This is a genomic window from Aliivibrio logei (assembly GCF_001691055.1).
Classification (GTDB): Bacteria; Pseudomonadota; Gammaproteobacteria; order Enterobacterales; family Vibrionaceae; genus Aliivibrio; species Aliivibrio salmonicida.
The window spans coordinates 112,067-129,461 of record NZ_MAJU01000029.1; the positions used below are offsets into that span (position 1 = coordinate 112,067).

At 39.0% G+C, this 17,395-nt stretch carries 14 protein-coding genes; 7 read left to right on the forward strand and 7 right to left on the reverse strand.

What is annotated here, in order from left to right:
* Positions 1-1,245, reverse strand: coding sequence for a molybdopterin molybdotransferase MoeA (gene moeA, locus A6E04_RS18580; RefSeq protein ID WP_065612101.1), 1,245 nt, complete (start codon positions 1,243-1,245; stop codon positions 1-3).
* Between the two features lie 153 nt (positions 1,246-1,398).
* Between moeA and folE the strand changes: the two genes are divergently transcribed.
* The gene (gene folE / locus A6E04_RS18585; RefSeq protein ID WP_012550500.1) at positions 1,399-2,052 is read left to right on the forward strand and encodes a GTP cyclohydrolase I FolE; all 654 of its coding nucleotides are present in this window, start codon (positions 1,399-1,401) and stop codon (positions 2,050-2,052) included.
* 67 nt (positions 2,053-2,119) lie between these two features.
* Here the strand turns inward: folE and cls are convergent, their stop codons facing one another.
* On the reverse strand, positions 2,120-3,574 hold the full coding sequence (gene cls / locus A6E04_RS18590; RefSeq protein ID WP_017022198.1) for a cardiolipin synthase: 1,455 nt from the start codon (positions 3,572-3,574) through the stop codon (positions 2,120-2,122).
* 275 nt (positions 3,575-3,849) lie between these two features.
* Here cls and A6E04_RS18595 point away from each other — a divergent pair, with 275 nt between their 5' ends.
* Entirely contained in the window at positions 3,850-5,196 is a 1,347-nt protein-coding gene (locus tag A6E04_RS18595; protein WP_065612065.1) for a sodium-dependent transporter, read from the forward strand.
* 92 nt (positions 5,197-5,288) lie between these two features.
* On the opposite strand, the gene A6E04_RS18600 is transcribed toward A6E04_RS18595, so the two are convergent.
* From A6E04_RS18600 to A6E04_RS18615, 4 genes are all read right to left on the reverse strand, one after another.
* Positions 5,289-5,687: a YchJ family protein gene (locus A6E04_RS18600; protein ID WP_065612066.1), complete on the reverse strand. Its 399-nt coding sequence runs from the start codon at positions 5,685-5,687 to the stop codon at positions 5,289-5,291.
* A gap of 12 nt (positions 5,688-5,699) precedes the next feature.
* Entirely contained in the window at positions 5,700-6,902 is a 1,203-nt protein-coding gene (locus A6E04_RS18605; protein ID WP_017022201.1) for an EAL and HDOD domain-containing protein, read from the reverse strand.
* Between the two features lie 115 nt (positions 6,903-7,017).
* Positions 7,018-7,743 carry a UDP-2,3-diacylglucosamine diphosphatase gene (gene lpxH / locus A6E04_RS18610; protein ID WP_023603528.1) on the reverse strand — a complete coding sequence of 242 codons (726 nt, stop codon included), beginning with the start codon at positions 7,741-7,743 and terminating at the stop codon, positions 7,018-7,020.
* A 56-nt stretch (positions 7,744-7,799) separates the two neighbouring features.
* The gene (locus tag A6E04_RS18615) at positions 7,800-8,297 is read right to left on the reverse strand and encodes a peptidylprolyl isomerase (RefSeq protein WP_012550506.1); all 498 of its coding nucleotides are present in this window, start codon (positions 8,295-8,297) and stop codon (positions 7,800-7,802) included.
* Positions 8,298-8,445: 148 nt separating this feature from the next.
* Here A6E04_RS18615 and cysS point away from each other — a divergent pair, with 148 nt between their 5' ends.
* Together cysS and A6E04_RS18625 are read left to right on the forward strand one after the other, a co-directional pair.
* Complete coding sequence (cysS, locus tag A6E04_RS18620) at positions 8,446-9,834, forward strand: cysteine--tRNA ligase (protein ID WP_017022203.1); 1,389 nt, start codon at positions 8,446-8,448, stop codon at positions 9,832-9,834.
* A gap of 81 nt (positions 9,835-9,915) precedes the next feature.
* On the forward strand, positions 9,916-10,494 hold the full coding sequence (locus tag A6E04_RS18625) for a thymidine kinase (RefSeq protein ID WP_017022204.1): 579 nt from the start codon (positions 9,916-9,918) through the stop codon (positions 10,492-10,494).
* An 87-nt stretch (positions 10,495-10,581) separates the two neighbouring features.
* Here the strand turns inward: A6E04_RS18625 and A6E04_RS18630 are convergent, their stop codons facing one another.
* Complete coding sequence (locus tag A6E04_RS18630; RefSeq protein WP_065612067.1) at positions 10,582-13,116, reverse strand: glycosyl hydrolase family 18 protein; 2,535 nt, start codon at positions 13,114-13,116, stop codon at positions 10,582-10,584.
* Positions 13,117-13,746: 630 nt separating this feature from the next.
* Between A6E04_RS18630 and A6E04_RS18635 the strand changes: the two genes are divergently transcribed.
* The 3 genes from A6E04_RS18635 to oppC all read left to right on the forward strand — a co-directional run bounded on the left by A6E04_RS18635 (position 13,747) and on the right by oppC (position 17,358).
* Positions 13,747-15,411: an ABC transporter substrate-binding protein gene (locus A6E04_RS18635; RefSeq protein ID WP_065612068.1), complete on the forward strand. Its 1,665-nt coding sequence runs from the start codon at positions 13,747-13,749 to the stop codon at positions 15,409-15,411.
* A 108-nt stretch (positions 15,412-15,519) separates the two neighbouring features.
* Positions 15,520-16,440 carry an oligopeptide ABC transporter permease OppB gene (gene oppB, locus A6E04_RS18640; RefSeq protein WP_017022207.1) on the forward strand — a complete coding sequence of 307 codons (921 nt, stop codon included), beginning with the start codon at positions 15,520-15,522 and terminating at the stop codon, positions 16,438-16,440.
* Between the two features lie 15 nt (positions 16,441-16,455).
* Positions 16,456-17,358 (forward strand): oligopeptide ABC transporter permease OppC, encoded by a 903-nt coding sequence (oppC, locus tag A6E04_RS18645; RefSeq protein ID WP_017022208.1) that lies wholly within the window; start codon positions 16,456-16,458, stop codon positions 17,356-17,358.
* Positions 17,359-17,395: the final 37 nt, after the last annotated feature.

Sequence of the window (17,395 nt, forward strand, 5' to 3'; positions counted from 1 at the left end):
CTAATAAAGAGAGGCGTTAAATAGTTCGATATTAACGGTTTCGCCAACACTAACACGATCACGCTCTCGTTCCAGAACAACAAAACAATTAGCAATACTCATTGAGCTAAATGCCCCTGAACCTTGATTGCCCGTAGTGGCCACTTCAAATTGACCTTTATCATTAATGGAGTAAATACCGCGTTGATAATCAGTACGACCAGGACGTTTTTTAAAGACCGTCGTTGCTACTGCTGGGATCGCTTTAGGCGCTTCCCATTTAGAGTGACCAGCAAGTTTCGCTAGCATCGGCTGAACCAATACATACATTGTTAACATTGCAGAAACGGGGTTTCCCGGTAAACCACAGAAATAAGAATCAGGCAGCTGACCAAAGGCAAAAGGTTTACCCGGTTTTATGGCTAATTTCCAAAAGCCAATTTGGCCTAATTCATCTAAGATGTCTTTTGTGTAATCGGCTTCACCAACACTCACACCACCTGATGTCACCACCACATCCGCTTCTTTATCAGCTTTAAGAAAGACGTCTCTTAGCGTTTGTGGGCAATCTGGAATAATACCAAGGTCAATGGCTTCACAACCAAACCTCTCGATTAATACTTTAATACCGTAGCGATTACTGTCATAGATCTGACCATCTTCGAGTGGTTGACCTAATGGTGTCAGTTCGTCACCCGTTGAGAAAAAGGCAACTTTAGGTTTATGAACGACGGGAATATCATTAATACCAAGTGAAGCAATTAATGGAATGTCTCTTGGTGTTAAGCGGTGACCTTTCTCTAAGACGGTTTGTCCTTGTGAAACATCATCACCAATCGGACGAATATTGGTTTGAGGTTTTATATCAGAAAGAGTGACATCAAACGTAATGTTACCATCAGAATTCGAGGTGAGTTCTTGCATAATAACGGCATCACAACCAACAGGGATCTTCGCTCCAGTCATGATTCTAATTGTGCTTTGTTCTTGCCATTCACCTTCAAAAGGAATACCAGCAAAAGACTTACCTGCAACTGGTAATGTCAGAGAGAGTGCTAAATCAGACAGACGAACTGCATAACCATCCATTGCTGAGTTTGCAAAAGGAGGAACGTTAATTGGGGAGCAAATATCTTCAGCCAAAACAAAACCAATGGCATCAGAGAGAGGCAATGTTTTTGCTAATGAAATAGGGGTAACTTGGGATAAAAGGGTATCCAATGCCGTTTCTACGGGGATGAGACCTTGAGTTGCGCAGCAATCCATCATGATATTCTCTGAACTAGTAGTAATAAGGAAGAACATTACCATATTTTGGTGCTGAACATCTAATAGACCCATGAAAATCAGGGTGTATTTATTTTACAGAGCGGGTATCCTTAGCGTAGGATTTTTAAATAGAATACTCTGGAGTATATGATGTCATCATTCAGTGAATCAGCCATTTTGGTGCGTGATGCTCTTGTTGCGCGTGGCCTTGAGACGCCAATGAAAGAAAATGGAATTAGTCGTGAAGAGAAAAAAGAACGTATTGAAGAGCATATGCGTGAGATCTTGTCTCTGCTTACTCTCGATCTTAGTGATGACAGCCTTGAAGAGACGCCTCATCGAATTGCTAAGATGTACGTTGATGAAATCTTTTCTGGGTTAGATTATGCGAATTTCCCTAAAATTACCGTCATTGAAAATAAAATGAACTGTGATGAAATGGTTCGAGTGAACGACATTACATTAACGAGTACGTGTGAACATCATTTAGTGACGATTGATGGAAAAGCCACCGTTGCTTATATTCCTCGTGAAAAGATCATTGGTCTATCGAAGATTAATCGTATTGTTCGATTTTTTGCCCAGCGTCCTCAAGTTCAAGAGCGTATGACACAGCAAATATTAGTGGCACTGCAAACATTGCTTGGCAGTGACGATGTTGCGATCACAATGGAAGCGACACATTATTGTGTTAAGTCTCGTGGTGTCATGGACGCGACGAGTAGCACAACGACAACTGCGCTTGGCGGGATTTTCAAACGTAATCCAGCGACAAGACATGAATTTTTAAGTGGCATTCGTTAATATTTACGGATGCTAAAAAAGCCCACGATAATTAAATTATCGTGGGCTTTTTAATTTATGTTTTGTTTTAAAGTAAGGGGCTAAACATAGAGAAGAAACGCTCAGTAAATCGATGAGCCCAATTTCGTTGCTGCCAATTTTCTAAAACAATCGCATCAGAATGTTCTAGGTAGCCATCTAATACCCACGTTAATTGTTTTGTAAATTCAGGATCATCAACAATCAAACTGACTTCAAAATTCAACCAGAAGCTGCGCATATCTAAATTCACAGTACCAATAATGCAATAGTTATTATCAATGACCACTGATTTAGTATGCAATAACCCGCCTTTAAACTCAAAGATATGAACCCCTGCGTTTAGAAGCGTTTCAAAGAATGATTTTGAAGCCCAACTTACCATTAATGAATCGTTCTTCTTGGGTAAAATTAACGTAACTTTTACTCCTCGGTGAGCTGTGGTTCTTAAGGTATGGAGCAATAACTCACTAGGAACAAAATAAGGTGTTGTGATTGTGAGTGATTCTCTAGCTTGATTAATTGCTGTGATCAATACTTGCTGAATAATGTCATCTGGCATACCCGGACCCGAAGGCACTACCTGAGTAGTGTGGTTAAATGGGTCTATTTCAAATGGGCATTCAGGTATTGTTGGCAGTGCTCGTATTCCCGTTTCTACTTCCCAATCCCATGCATAAATCGTATTTAAGATCGCTACATTAGGGCCGGTAATACGAACCATTACGTCAACCCATTGGCCTACGCCCGAATTTTGTTTGAAATATTGAGGATCGACTAAATTCATTGATCCTGTATAGGCAATTTTATTATCGATAACGACAATTTTTCGATGTAATCGTAGGTCAAGTCGCCTAAAGAACATACGGAATGGACTCACGCTTAAGGCTTCAACAATATTGACCCCAGATTCTCGTAACATTCTTGGCCAGTGGCTTTTGAAAAAATCAATACTCCCAGCCGAATCCAGTAAAACATTAACGGTTACGCCTCGTTTAGCCGCTTGAATTAATGCGCTTGCGACACCATCGGCTAATCCACCATGATGCCAAATGTAGAATTCCATATTGATTTCATGCTCTGCTTTTTCAATATCTCGAATAATGGCGGTCAAAATTTCTGACGGGGTATTTAATAAAGAAAGGGTGTCGCCACTTAATGCTGGAATACCTAATCGATTTGAACACAAATTATGAATGGATGAAATTCGATGTGAAATAGAATGAGGCTGATGAGACTGACAGTGATGAACTTGAGCAAACCACTGTTCATAAGGAGTAAACATGGCTTTTGCTCGCTCACCACGAGTACGGCCTAAATTAAGCTCACCAATTAAGAAATAAGCCATTACACCAATAACGGGAAGGATATAAATAACCATTAACCAAGCAAGAGAGACGCCTACAGGCCTTGGTTTAAAGACGACACGAATCGTTACCCCGGCGACTAAAAGCCAATACAAGATAAAGCTAACGATAGTGAGTGCTTGGTAGAACTTATCCATTCGTGATTTCATATATATAGAGAGAATATGTATTAATATCAGGACTTGAGGCAAAAGAGTAGGTAAAGGGGATAAAAATTCGAAATAAGAGAGGTTTGATTGTTTTGTAAACAGGTTATAACAAAAATAGAGAGTTTTGTTATAAAAATAAAAAGCAGCGCTTTCAATTTTATTCTTAAACTGGTTTACTTGCCACTATTCTAATAATTTTAATACATACGGTATGTAAAATATAATTTACAACCTGTAATTTCTCAAGCACAGATGGAATAAACATGGATAGTAATGCTTCAAGAGGTCAGTTTACCTCAAAATTAGGTTTTATTATGGCAGCTGCAGGTTCAGCTGTTGGTTTAGGTAATGTATGGGGTTTTCCTACAAAAGCTGCCAGTAACGGTGGCGCTGCTTTTTTATTAATGTACCTTTTAATGGTTTTCCTATTGGCTTTCCCTATGTTAGTCGCAGAGCTAACTATTGGTCGTCATGGGCAATCTAACCCTATTGCTTCTCTAAAGAAAATTTGGACTAAAAATAAGCTCGCCGCTGGAGTGTTTGGTTTTATTGCCATGCTGGCCGCTTCTATGATTTTAAGTTTTTATTCTATTCTTGCTGGTTGGTTAATGGGCTTTGCTGCTGCTCCTATTTTAGAAATCATAGGCCTACAAAGTGTTGCTGATTGGTTAGTGAATTTTGGTGACAGTCGTAATGTGGTATTAACGATTCTATTTTCTGTATTTACTATTTATGTTGTTCAGAAAGGTGTTGCTGATGGTATTGAAAAGTGGTCAACACGTTTAATGCCAATGCTATTTATATTATTCGGGATCATGATTGCTTATATCTTTACTCAAGATGGTGCAATGGAAGGCCTTAAAATGTATCTAGTGCCTGACTTCTCTCACATCAATAGTGATTTGTTAGTCGATGCTATGGGGCAGGCCTTTTTCTCTCTATCATTAGGTGTTGGCTCAATGATGGTATACGGTTCATATTTAAAGAAAGATGTGAATATTCCTAAAACGGCAGCTCAAGTAGCGGCTATTGATACCGGTGTTGCTTTTGCCGCAGGTCTTCTTATCCTTCCTGCGATGTTTGTTGCTAAAAATAATGGCGTTGAGATATTTAATGAAGCGGGTCAATTGATCAGCTCTGGTGACCTTGTCTTTGCTGTGTTACCTGCGATGTTTGAAACGATGGGGGGAATGGGTGTTGTTTTAGGTACGGCTTTCTTTGTACTCATGGTAATTGCTGCATTAACGTCTTCGATCTCACTGCTTGAAGTTCCTGTTTCTTGTGCGCAAGAGGAGTTAAAAACGGACAGAACAAAAGCAACGTGGCTTATTGGCGGAGCGATTCTTGTTCTAAGCTTATTTATTGTTTTTAATTTTGGCACATTGTTTGGATTGATTGCCGACATCTCTACGGTTTATATGCAACCGCTGCTAGGGGTTGTTTGGGCTATCATTGTTGGTTGGATTTGGAACCGTAATAAGGTATTAGAAGAGATCAAACAGGGTAACCCTGAGATTGCACAAGGACTATTCTGGAAAATTTGGCCTTGGTATGTGCGAGTAGTATGTCCTGTCGCTATTCTTGTTGTATTTATGGTTTCTATTCTTTAAATATAAAAAGTAAAAATAAAAACGCCGCATTTAAATAAATGCGGCGTTTTTTATGTGTTTATTATCTTTCAACAAGAGCCATTGAGCTTAAATTATTCAATTTCACCATCAATGTAATACCATTTGCCATTTTCTTTAAGAAAACGAGAGTGCTCTTTTAGTTGATGAAGTTGATTGTTTTCTGAGTATGTTGCTTTAAAAGAAACGAAACCCTCATAAGGACTCATTGTTGATAAGTGACTTGATAGTACTTTTAGCTTTCGCCACTCTAATTCTGTGGATTCGAGAATACCGTCTCTAAATTCTTCTGCATGACAAGAGGGATGGTAGGTATCAATAATGTACTGAACAAGTTGTTTAACATGAGCTGAGTAACGTGAACGCATTAGTAGTTCGGGTGTTTTTGCTCGTTCATGTTGATTATGAATAGGTTCACAACAAACTGAATAATTTTTTTTAGTGCCACAAGGGCAATGGTTGCTTTTAGACATTATTACACTCGTTTAGTGGGCTAAATCATCAACCCATTCAGCGGATTCATTATAACAAGCTGAGAATTCTTGTTCAGTGATATGCAGATCAGAACAACATTTAGCGACAATGTCCCAATCGGCTTTTTCGTAGCTCTCTATCGCAAGGATAAGAGATCCAAGAGGGCCTTTTCTTAATGTTAGGGCGTGTTTTATTTCATCTGAAATAGGGAGATGTTGGATCAATACTTCTAAGGGTTGATCTAACAATGGCTCTAATAACGAAAATAAACCGACTAAAAAGGCTTGGCTTGGTTCTAAGTTGATTTTTGTTTTATTAACGATCAATTCGCACAATTTAGCGCGATGGATCGACAATGTATAAAGAGATTGAGGCTTATGTTGGGTTGCATGAGCGACAGCAACCAAAGATACGAATTGACGTAATTTGGTTTCACCAAGATATACTAAAGCTTGCTTGAATGACGTGATAGGCTTGTCTATTACTGATGATGAGTTGACAAATCTCAGCAATTTATAAGATAACGAAACATCTTGAGCAATGTGTTTTTCAACCGCCACAAAATTAACAGTAGGAGCAGATATTTCTTGGTACAACTGTATTATTGACAGTTGATTGGGTTGAATCGCACGTTGTTGCAACATTTCAGGTTTACTAAAGAAATATCCCTGAAAATACGTAAAACCAGCTTCTTTTGCTTGCTCGAACTCTTCGTATGTTTCTACTTTTTCAGCCAAAAATACAATGTTGTATTTGGCACAGTGGCGTATAAATAGTTTTGCTTTTAGAACCGGAGTTACACGCATATCAAACTTTATGATGTCGATATAAGGTAAAAAAGGTGTCCATTGAGGGCTTGGCTCAAAATCGTCTAAAGCAAGCTTATACCCTCGTTCGGATAGCGTTTTAATCGCTTCAAGCAATTCGGGGGTAGGAATGCAATCTTCAAGAATTTCAATAACGAGGTTGCTAGCATTAAATAACGTAGGTACTAAGTTTAATAAACTTTGCTGTGGAAAGTTTACAAAACCTAATTTGTCATTGGTCGCATTACAATGGGAACTTAAAAAATGGTCTGATAATAGACGACTCGTTGCTTCTTCAGCTTCTACTGCAGGAAATGTATTTTTAGGCCCGTCTCTAAATAAGAGTTCATACCCAATCGTGTTCTTTTTTAGGTCTAAAATAGGTTGACGAGCAACGTATGAATACATGAGTTCTTTTCTCTACAGCATACTGGAACAATGAGTTTTAATGATAATCGTATTTACACAAAAAAACTATGTCTCAATAATGATTAAGCACCAAATGAACGCTTATAACTGTGAGTTATTTAAAGCTTTTATTTAAAAGTGTAAATGTATTGTCTTTATAGGTAAGTATTGAGCCTTGTGTGTACCAATCTCCAAGCACAATTCTTGTCATTTGATTATCATTTACTGTGAAAACATGAGTGTCTGGACGATGAGTATGACCATGAATTAATAGGTTGACGCCTTCTTCATGCATGACTCTTTCGACTTCACTTTGGGTGACATCCATTATTGATAATGTTTTATGCTGTTTTTTTTCTTTTATTTTATCTTGTACATTTTTGACAATACGCTGGCGAATAAATAACGGGATACGATTGAAAACCCACTGTAGCCACGGTTGATGAACTTTAGCTCTGAATTCTTGATATTTAACGTCGTCAATGCAAAGCGTGTCACCATGCATGATCAGCACTTTTTTTCCATCAACATCAATTACGGTATGATCGGCAAGTAAGGTGATGCCGGTTTCTTTACAGAATCGTTTATTTAATAAAAAGTCACGGTTTCCTTGGATGAAAAAACAATGGACACCTTGGTTGGTTAATGTCGTAAAGGCATTTTTAATTAATGAACTAAATGAAGAGTTATCATCATCACCAATCCAAAATTCGAAGAGATCACCTAAGACATACAGCTCTTTAGCGTGTACGGCTTCATTCTCCATAAAATCAAGAAAGCAGGTTGTGATTTCAGGGCGAGTAGGGCAGAGGTGCAGATCGGAGATAAATAGGATAGTCATAAGTCACATTGTAGTAGATAAAATGCCAGCGATTAACGCTGGCATAAAAAGAACAATTATTCTGTAATTGTTGTACCAGTGATGAATACTTCTTCAACAGGTACATCTTGGTGTACGTAACCGTAGTTACCAGTTGCAACACCTTTGATTTTGTTTACTACGTCCATGCCGTCAACAACTTCAGCAAATACACAGTAACCCCAACCATCTACAGACTCTGATTTAAAGTCTAAGAATTTGTTGTCATTAACGTTGATGAAGAACTGAGAACTTGCAGAATGCGGTTCCATAGTACGAGCCATCGCTAATGTGCCTACTTTATTGTTTAGGCCATTGTTTGCTTCATTTTTGATTGTTGCGCGGCTTGTTTTTTCTTCAAGACCAGCAGTCATGCCGCCGCCTTGAACCATAAAGCCATCAATTACACGGTGGAAAAGTGTGTTGTCGTAGAAACCATCTTGACAGTATTGTAGGAAGTTAGCACAAGTTACTGGTGCTTTGTCTTCATGAAGTTTAACTGTAATGTCACCAAAAGAAGTGTGAAGGATGATCATGGAATTACCTTTGTAATTGTATTTAAATAGAATTTTATTTTACCTAAGATTAAGTCGGATCTACAGGGAATTTTCTTGCTATCATTACTTATTATAGGTTTAATAGCCTTTATATATCCTTAAAACAAATAACGAGTAAAAAAAGAACATGTTGAAAATATATAATTCCCTAACACGCCAAAAAGAAGAATTTAAACCAATTACCGAAGGTAAAGTCGGTATGTATGTGTGTGGGGTTACGATTTACGATTTGTGTCATATTGGCCATGGTCGTACTTTTGTATCTTTTGATGTGATTTCTCGTTACTTACGTTTTTTAGGCTACGATCTTACATTTGTTCGTAACATCACTGATATTGACGATAAAATCATTAAACGTGCTGCTGAAAACAACGAAAGCTGTGAAGCACTAACTGAACGTTTGATCGCAGAAATGCATGCGGATTTTGATGCTTTGAAAATGAAACGTCCAGACGTTGAACCACGAGCGACTGAATACATTACGGAAATTGTAGAATTAGTTGAGCGCTTAATTGAACGTGGCTTTGCATACGTTGCTTCAAATGGCGATGTAATGTTTGAAGTAAAGAAATTTGATGAATATGGTCGTCTTTCTCGTCAAGATCTTGAACAGCTTCAAGCGGGCTCTCGTGTGACTCTTGAAGAAACAAGTGTTAAGCGCAGTGGAATGGATTTTGTTTTATGGAAAATGTCTAAACCAGGTGAGCCTACATGGGAATCCCCTTGGGGTCCCGGTCGTCCCGGTTGGCACATTGAATGTTCTGCGATGAACTCTTCTATTCTAGGTAATCATTTTGATATACATGGTGGGGGTTCTGATCTTATGTTCCCACATCATGAGAATGAAATTGCTCAATCATGTTGTGCGCATGACGCTAAGTACGTAAATACTTGGATGCACAGTGGTATGGTGATGATTGATCGTGAAAAGATGTCTAAGTCATTAGGCAACTTCTTTACTATCCGTGACGTATTAGCGCATTACGATTCAGAAACGGTTCGTTACTTTTTAATGTCTGGTCATTACCGTAGTCAATTGAACTACAGCGAAGAGAATTTAAATCAAGCTCGTTCTTCATTAGAGCGTCTATATACTTCGTTACGTGGCCTTGATTTAACGGTGACACCTGCGGGTGGTGAAACGTTTGTTACTCGTTTCTCTACGGCAATGAATGATGATTTCAATACACCAGAAGCTTATTCAGTGTTGTTTGAAATGGCGCGTGAAGTAAACCGTTTAAAAACCGAAAATATCGAAGCCGCATCGAAACTTGGTGCATTAATGCGTGAATTGGCTGAGGTATTAGGTTTATTGTCACAAGAACCAGAAGCTTTCTTACAAGGTGATAGCGGCAGTGATAATGAAGTGGCTGAAATAGAAGCATTGATCAAAGCGCGTAACGATGCTCGTGCAGCAAAAGATTGGTCAGCAGCCGATGCCGCTCGTGATGCCATCGCAGCGTTAAATATTGTATTAGAAGATGGCCCAGAAGGAACAACTTGGCGTCGTAAATAATATAAACCGTTTTATGTAAAGGGCTGGTCTTTCCAGCCTTTTTTATTACCAAATTTTTAAACTTTAATAGAGGACACATTTGTGGCTCAAATGTACTTTTATTACTCGGCAATGAATGCGGGTAAATCAACAACACTTCTTCAATCGTCTTTTAATTACCAAGAACGAGGAATGAATCCTGCGATTTTTACTGCGGCTATTGATGATCGTTATGGTGTAGGAAAAGTGAGTTCTCGTATTGGCTTAGATGCCGATGCGCATTTATTTAATACCGATATGGATATGTTTGAAACGATTAAAACACTTCATGAAGCAAAAAAAATACATTGTGTATTAATCGATGAGTGCCAGTTTTTAACGAAAGAACAAGTTTACCAATTAACAGAAGTCGTCGATAAATTGCATATCCCAGCATTATGTTATGGGTTACGTACTGACTTTTTAGGTGAGCTATTTGAAGGCAGTAAATATTTATTATCATGGGCTGATAAATTGGTTGAGTTAAAAACCATTTGTCATTGTGGTCGTAAAGCGAACATGGTTATTCGTACTGATGAGCATGGTGTTGCTATTGCTGATGGTGATCAAGTTGCTATTGGTGGTAATGAATTATATGTATCCGTTTGCCGAAGCCATTATAAAGAAGCACTAGGTAAGTAATTATACTTAGTTCTAATTGATAAAAAGTAAGGCCAAATTCAAAGTCATGAATTTGGCCTTTTTTATATTGATTATAATAAGTTGGTATTAGTTACAAGCAGAGATACCTACTTCTTTCCATACTCCCCAATCACCAGAGGTCGATGGATCATCACCTTGAGTCCACCATTTCGCTTCCCATACTTTACCTGAGTTAGAAACTTGGTCACCACCATTATAAACAACGGATGCATCCCATGCATTATCACAAGTTACAGGCGGGTCTCCTGCATCTTTTAGCACAGTAACACTTACTGTTGCTGTATTTGATGCTTGTCCGTCATTTGCTGTGACAGAGAATGATAGTGGAGTATCTACCGTATAAGAATCAGCAATAAAGGTGACTGTAGACCCTGTAACCGTTGCATCGATTCCTGATGGAACTGCCCACGTAAACGTTAGAGGGTCACTTTCTGCATCAGTAGAAGAAGAGGCATCTAGCGTTACTAGATCCCCTTTATTAACCGAACTTGGTGCAATAATTACGGCTACTGGTGGGGTATTAACCGGCTCAGTTCCTTTAACCGTTACGACTACAGAGACTGAATCAGAAGCTGTTGCGCCTTTATCATCCGTTACCGTTAAGGTGAATTGAAGAGTTTCCGATTGAATAAAACCATCAGTTACAAAACTAGCATTAACCGTATTGTGATTACTTAACGCTACCGCTGGTCCAGATATTTGAGTCCAAGCATAAGATGCGATTGTTCCATCACTGTCTGATGATAATGAACCATCAAGTTGAGCTGTTGCTGGAGTGGTTACCGCAATATCGACACCAGCATTAGCAATTGGTTTTTTATTCGCAGGAGGGGTTACCGTTCCACCAGCAAGGCCTTCTTGCATTGCATTAAGAATATCACCGTTATCAGCATCTATCTCCCATGCGAATAAACCCCCTAAACCTAAAGAGCGAACGTATTCCCCTTTTGCTAATACAGATTGTTTATTATCATAGGTAATTAGATCGCCATTACTTGGGTCATAAGCAAAAGCTGCTTGTGCGGCATCATCGTAACCTACTTCTACGCCTGCTTTATTTACGTAATTAGTGACGACATCTTTGTAATCAATAACGCCAGCTTCCCAAGAACCCGCAACTTTACCATTACCAACGCCTGTCATTGGGTTTGTTGGATCAGTCATGCTTTCACGTGTCACGCCAGTCCAACCACGAGCATACATACCAGCACCAACAACCAGTTTCTTAGCATCAACACCTTGCGCTAGCAGTAAATCGATAGCATTAGAAATGGTATAAGCTGGGCCTTTTCTAGGTTCGCCTTTATCGTCTAATCCTGTGCCATCACATTCACCTTGTGACATATGTGAGCCACAGTAAACCGCAGTTTGATGTCCAACGACGTTATTCCAGCCACCGAAGAAATCATAAGTCATGGCAAAAATGTAGTCCATGTATTGAGAGGCTGCTGCATAATCAACATCTTCAATTTTATCGTAACCAGCACCAATCGCAGACGTTAGTTCATAAGTTTTTCCTGTTTCAGCACTTAACTCATCAAGCATAGCTCTCAGCTCTTGCATTAAAGCAACATAAGCTGGGCCGTCATTTACAGGGTCACCACCGGTCGAACTTGCACCGTCACCACCTGGGAATTCCCAGTCAATATCAACGCCGTCGTAGAATTTCCATGTTTTAAGGAATTTCTTAACCGAAGTGACGAAAATGTCACGTTTAGATTTATCAACAAAGTCATAGAAAGGGTCTGATAAAGTCCAACCGCCAATAGAAGGAACAATTTTCAGGTCTGGATAGCGTTGTTTAAGAGCCATCATTTGACCATAGGTTCCTTTATATGGCGTGCTATGTACATGACCGGATTGTGGCTGCGGCATTTGAACGGCTGCCCATGGGTCATGGATAACAACTTCATAATCAGGAGTGCCAGCACACGCACGATTTAGAGCCGCTAAACTGTTTCCGTTTTCGATTTCACCTAAAGAGGGATTAGGACCACAAATAGGAATAAAGCCATAAAGAATATGAGTTAGATTTTGTGCCGGTATTTGGTCTACGGCAAATTTACGACCGTAAACGCCCCATTCAACAAAGTAAGCACCAGAGACCATACCTTCAGGGGTTGTGTAATTACCATTTGCAGGATCGATGTTCATTGGTAATGGATCTAAATGACTGCCATCAGTATCTGCGACAACAATGTCTTTTGGCGCACTTGTACTACATTCTTCTACTGCACCTGTGCCGTTACACAGCTGAACCGTCATTGAGTATTGGCCGCCTTGTCTGACTTGAAGGACGGTAGAGGCTTTTTGAGAGGCAGTAGCAGAGATAGATTCTTCATGGACGATTTGTCCATTCAATAAGACTTTCCATGTTTCAGCGGATTCACCTGACCAGCGATCCCAAGTAACAGGAACTTCAGCAAACTCTTTAACGGTAACGAGATTTTTATAAGAAGTGGCCGCTTGGTCTACATCGATGATTGAAAAATCCGTTTCCATCCAAGAAATAATGGCTTGGCCAGGAACGGCTGCATACGTAGGGGCAGAGAGGGCAAGAGTGATTGCCGCAGTGCAAAACCCAAGTTTAGTTTTAAACATAAAGTAACATCCTTGATTAAATTATCCACAAATGGATACAAATATCTGCTGTAAAGAACAGCATTACCCCCAGTGTTACTGAAGTTTTTGATAGTTCAATTCGACTTTCTGAGTTTTGCAGCAAACTAAAACAATATTGAAAGTTGTATGAAATGGGGCCGAATGAATTTCATAGTGACGCGAATTTTTATATATCGAATATTGATTTATAAAATATAGAGTGGTATTCGCGTAGTAACTAAAGCTAATAAAAGCTAATTTTATTCTTTTTTATGTGGCTATATGTTTACTTTTTGTGTGGTTAATTGGAGTTAAACTCTAATTTTTTATTAAAAAACAGTTGAATAGATAATTAATGCTCGCTTATTTAGTTTTTGTATATCAAGTAATCAATTGCTCTTCCTTTATTGGAGTTTTATTCTGCTAATTGTGATGATATTAAAAGTTATCGGGCATTTTGTGACAAAAATGTGGCAAATTACTTCGATGATTGATAATGTTGCCCACGATTCTTCGAAGGATTTTATGTTTTTTAGACGTATTTAACGTTTTTTAGAACATTAAAATGATTGGCAAATCGCTTTGTCCGAAGATTGTCATGGATGCAAAAAAATGTATTGGAGTTAATGCATGTATAAAAATAAAATTACACAAGCAATTTTGCTTGGTGGCCTGTCACTGACACTTATTGGCTGTGGAGATAAAACCGCAGAGCAACCAGTAAAAGAAACAAAACCTGCTGAAAAAGCAGTATCAACTGATTCTGTTTATGCCGACGTTCAAGAATTGACTCGTGGTAATGGAACAGAAGTAGCAACTCTTGATCCTCATAAATCTCAAGGTGTACCTGAGTCTCACGTTATTCGTGATTTACTTGAAGGTCTTGTTAATCAAGATGCGGCAGGTAATACCATTCCTGGAGTCGCAGAGAGTTGGGAAACGACCGATAATAAAAAATTCACTTTCCATTTACGTAAAGACGCTAAGTGGTCAAATGGTGCTCCTGTCACTGCGGATGATTTTGTATACAGCTTCCAACGTGCAGTTGATCCAGCAACGGCTTCTCCATACTCTTGGTATATGGAATATACTAAGATGGCGAATGCAAAAGACATCGTTGCAGGTAAAAAAGACAAAAGTGAGCTAGGTGTTAAAGCGATTGATGCAAATACATTAGAAGTTCAACTTGATACTGCCGTTCCTTATTTTGTGATGATGATGGGGCATACAACAATGATGCCTGTTCATAAAGCCACAATCGAAGAGTTTGGTGACCAGTGGACCAAACCGGGTAATTTCGTTGGTAACGGTGCATTTGTTGTAAATAAATGGGTTGTGAACGAACGTTTAGAATTAACTCGTAACGAGCAATATTGGGATAATGCCGATACAAAACTGACGAAAGTGACGTTCTTACCGATTGAAAATCAAGTCTCAGAAATGAACCGTTTTCTTTCTGGTGAACTCGACTTTACTAATGAATTACCGGTTGAACACTTTAAGCGCTTGAAAAAAGAAGAGCCAGAATCAGTGTCGGTAGTGGGTAGTCTATGTACTTACTATTATTCATTTAATACGAAAAAAGCACCCTTTGATGATGTTCGAGTTCGTAAAGCGATTTCTTACGCGATTGACCGCCCAATTATATCTGACATTATTTTAGGTCAAGGCCAAAAACCTGCGTATTTCCTAACACCAGAGATCACCGCAGGCTTTAATCCTGAGCTACCAGCTTACGGTAAAATGACTCAAGATGAACGTAATGCTGAAGCAAAACGTCTATTAGCTGAAGCTGGATTTGGTCCAGAAAATCCACTTAAATTTACTCTTCTATACAATACGTCAGAAAACCATAAGAAAATTGCAGTCGCTGCAGGTTCTATGTGGAAGAAGACTCTTGGCTTAGAAGTTGTTTTAGAAAACCAAGAATGGAAAACCTATCTAGATTCAAAAGACCAAGGTCAATTTGAAGTAGCGCGTGCTGGCTGGTGTGGTGATTACAATGAAGCCTCTGCCTTCTTAACATTAATGGTTAGTAAGAATACAACTGGCGGTCAACATTACGGAAGTGCTGAGTATGATGCGTTAATTGAAAAAGCATTGGCTTCAACGTCTGAAGAAGAACGCACTGCAATTTATCTAGAAGCTGAAAAATTACTAGCGAAAGATATGCCAATTGCTCCTATCTATCAGTATGTAAAATCTCGTCTATTATCTCCACAAGTAGGTGGCTTCCCTGTTGAAAATGCGGAAGAAAAAATCTACTCGAAAGACCTATACATAAAAGCTAAATAAATTTAGCAAATAAAAACTATAAGTATAAGCCACTGCATACAGTAAATGTATGTAGTGGTTAGATCCATCTTTTAATTATTTTTGTCACAGACACTGGAAGTATGAATTATGTTTCAATTCATTATCAAACGGATACTTGAAGCAATTCCAACAATGTTGGTATTGATCACTATCTCATTTTTTTTAATGAGATTTGCTCCCGGCAACCCATTTTCTACAGAACGTCCACTTCCTCCAGAAGTAATGGCGAACATCAACGCCAAATATGGTTTGGACAAGCCCGTCTTTGAGCAATATACAACTTATCTTGGTAATATTATTCAAGGTGATTTTGGTCCATCATTTAAATATCAAGATTACACCGTAAATGAACTGGTTGAGGCAGCATTGCCTGTATCGGCTAAGATCGGCTTTTTTGCTTTTATTTTTACGGTGGTGTTTGGTGTATCAATTGGTACTTTAGCGGCATTGAAGCAAAATACTTGGCTTGATTACAGTATTATGTCCACCGCGATGATTGGGGTGGTGATGCCTTCCTTTGTATTAGCCCCCGCACTAATTTATTTATTCTCTATTGAACTCGGTTGGTTCCCAGCAGGGGGGTGGCATGATGGTTCGTTTAAATACATGTTATTGCCTATTCTCGGTATGTCATTCTTATATATAGCGACGTTTGCTCGTATTACTCGCGGCAGTATGATTGAAACATTAAACAGTAATTTTATCCGTACCGCTCGTGCGAAAGGATTGAGCTACCGTTACATTGTGTTAAAGCATGCACTTAAACCAGCATTGCTTCCCGTGGTTTCTTATATGGGACCTGCATTTGTCGGTATTATTACAGGCTCAGTGGTTATTGAAACTATTTTTGGTTTGCCGGGTATTGGTAAGTTGTTTGTGAATGCTGCGTTTAACCGTGATTATTCACTAGTAATGGGGATCACTATTTTGATTGGTTTCCTATTCATTCTGTTCAACGCCATCGTTGATGTATTACTAGCAATAATTGACCCGAAAATTCGTTATTAACAGGGGAACGGACGCATGTTAACGAAAAAAGAAAATTTAGAAGCGATCGCCAATTTCTCTGAAAACCTAGAAATTGAAGGTCGTAGTTTATGGCAGGATGCCCGTTTACGCTTTATGAGAAATAAAGCTGCAATGATCAGCCTATGTGTATTAACCGTAATGACACTTTCCGTTGTCTTTTTACCGATGTTTAGCCAGTACGCTTATGATGATACGGATTGGTATGCATTGCACGAAGCACCAAGCCTTACGCATCTTTTTGGCACCGATAGTTTAGGGCGTGACCTTTTTGTTCGTACCTTGGTTGGTGGTCGAATCTCCTTGATGGTGGGTATTTTAGGGGCACTGGTAGCGGTAGTTATCGGTACGCTTTATGGCGCAACCTCTGGTTTTGTCGGTGGTAAAGTTGACCGAGTTATGATGCGTTTTATTGAGATCCTATACGCGGTTCCATTCATGTTCTTAGTTATTGTACTAGTGACGTTTTTTGGTCGAAATATTATCCTGATCTTTGTTGCGATCGGTGCCATTGCTTGGCTTGATATGGCACGTATAGTTCGTGGACAAACATTGAGTTTACGAAGTAAAGAGTTCATTGAAGCGGCACATGTTTGTGGTGTGAGTAAGTGGGGAATTATTACTCGTCATATCGTGCCTAATGTACTGGGTATTGTTGCGGTATATTCAACGTTACTTATCCCAAGCATGATCTTAACTGAATCATTCCTATCTTTCCTTGGCTTAGGGGTACAAGAGCCAATGACGAGTTGGGGGGCTTTACTCCAAGAAGGCTCTCAAACCATGGAAGTGGCTATTTGGCAGCTCATTTTCCCTGCGTTATTTATGGTTGTTACCTTGTTCTGTTTTAACTATGTAGGTGATGGTTTACGTGATGCGTTGGATCCAAAAGACAGATAATCCTCTGTATGGACAGCTAATTATTTAACGGATTTAA

Excerpts from the sequence above, each read along its gene's own strand:
- moeA (WP_065612101.1), bottom strand. The coding sequence starts at position 1,245 with ATGGATTGCTGCGCAACTCAAGGTCTCATCCCCGTAGAAACGGCATTG.
- folE (WP_012550500.1), top strand. The coding sequence starts at position 1,399 with ATGTCATCATTCAGTGAATCAGCCATTTTGGTGCGTGATGCTCTTGTT.
- cls (WP_017022198.1), bottom strand. The coding sequence starts at position 3,574 with ATGGATAAGTTCTACCAAGCACTCACTATCGTTAGCTTTATCTTGTAT.
- A6E04_RS18595 (WP_065612065.1), top strand. The coding sequence starts at position 3,850 with ATGGATAGTAATGCTTCAAGAGGTCAGTTTACCTCAAAATTAGGTTTT.
- A6E04_RS18600 (WP_065612066.1), bottom strand. The coding sequence starts at position 5,687 with ATGTCTAAAAGCAACCATTGCCCTTGTGGCACTAAAAAAAATTATTCA.
- A6E04_RS18605 (WP_017022201.1), bottom strand. The coding sequence starts at position 6,902 with ATGTATTCATACGTTGCTCGTCAACCTATTTTAGACCTAAAAAAGAAC.
- lpxH (WP_023603528.1), bottom strand. The coding sequence starts at position 7,743 with ATGACTATCCTATTTATCTCCGATCTGCACCTCTGCCCTACTCGCCCT.
- A6E04_RS18615 (WP_012550506.1), bottom strand. The coding sequence starts at position 8,297 with ATGATCATCCTTCACACTTCTTTTGGTGACATTACAGTTAAACTTCAT.
- cysS (WP_017022203.1), top strand. The coding sequence starts at position 8,446 with ATGTTGAAAATATATAATTCCCTAACACGCCAAAAAGAAGAATTTAAA.
- A6E04_RS18630 (WP_065612067.1), bottom strand. The coding sequence starts at position 13,116 with ATGTTTAAAACTAAACTTGGGTTTTGCACTGCGGCAATCACTCTTGCC.
- A6E04_RS18635 (WP_065612068.1), top strand. The coding sequence starts at position 13,747 with ATGTATAAAAATAAAATTACACAAGCAATTTTGCTTGGTGGCCTGTCA.
- oppB (WP_017022207.1), top strand. The coding sequence starts at position 15,520 with ATGTTTCAATTCATTATCAAACGGATACTTGAAGCAATTCCAACAATG.
- oppC (WP_017022208.1), top strand. The coding sequence starts at position 16,456 with ATGTTAACGAAAAAAGAAAATTTAGAAGCGATCGCCAATTTCTCTGAA.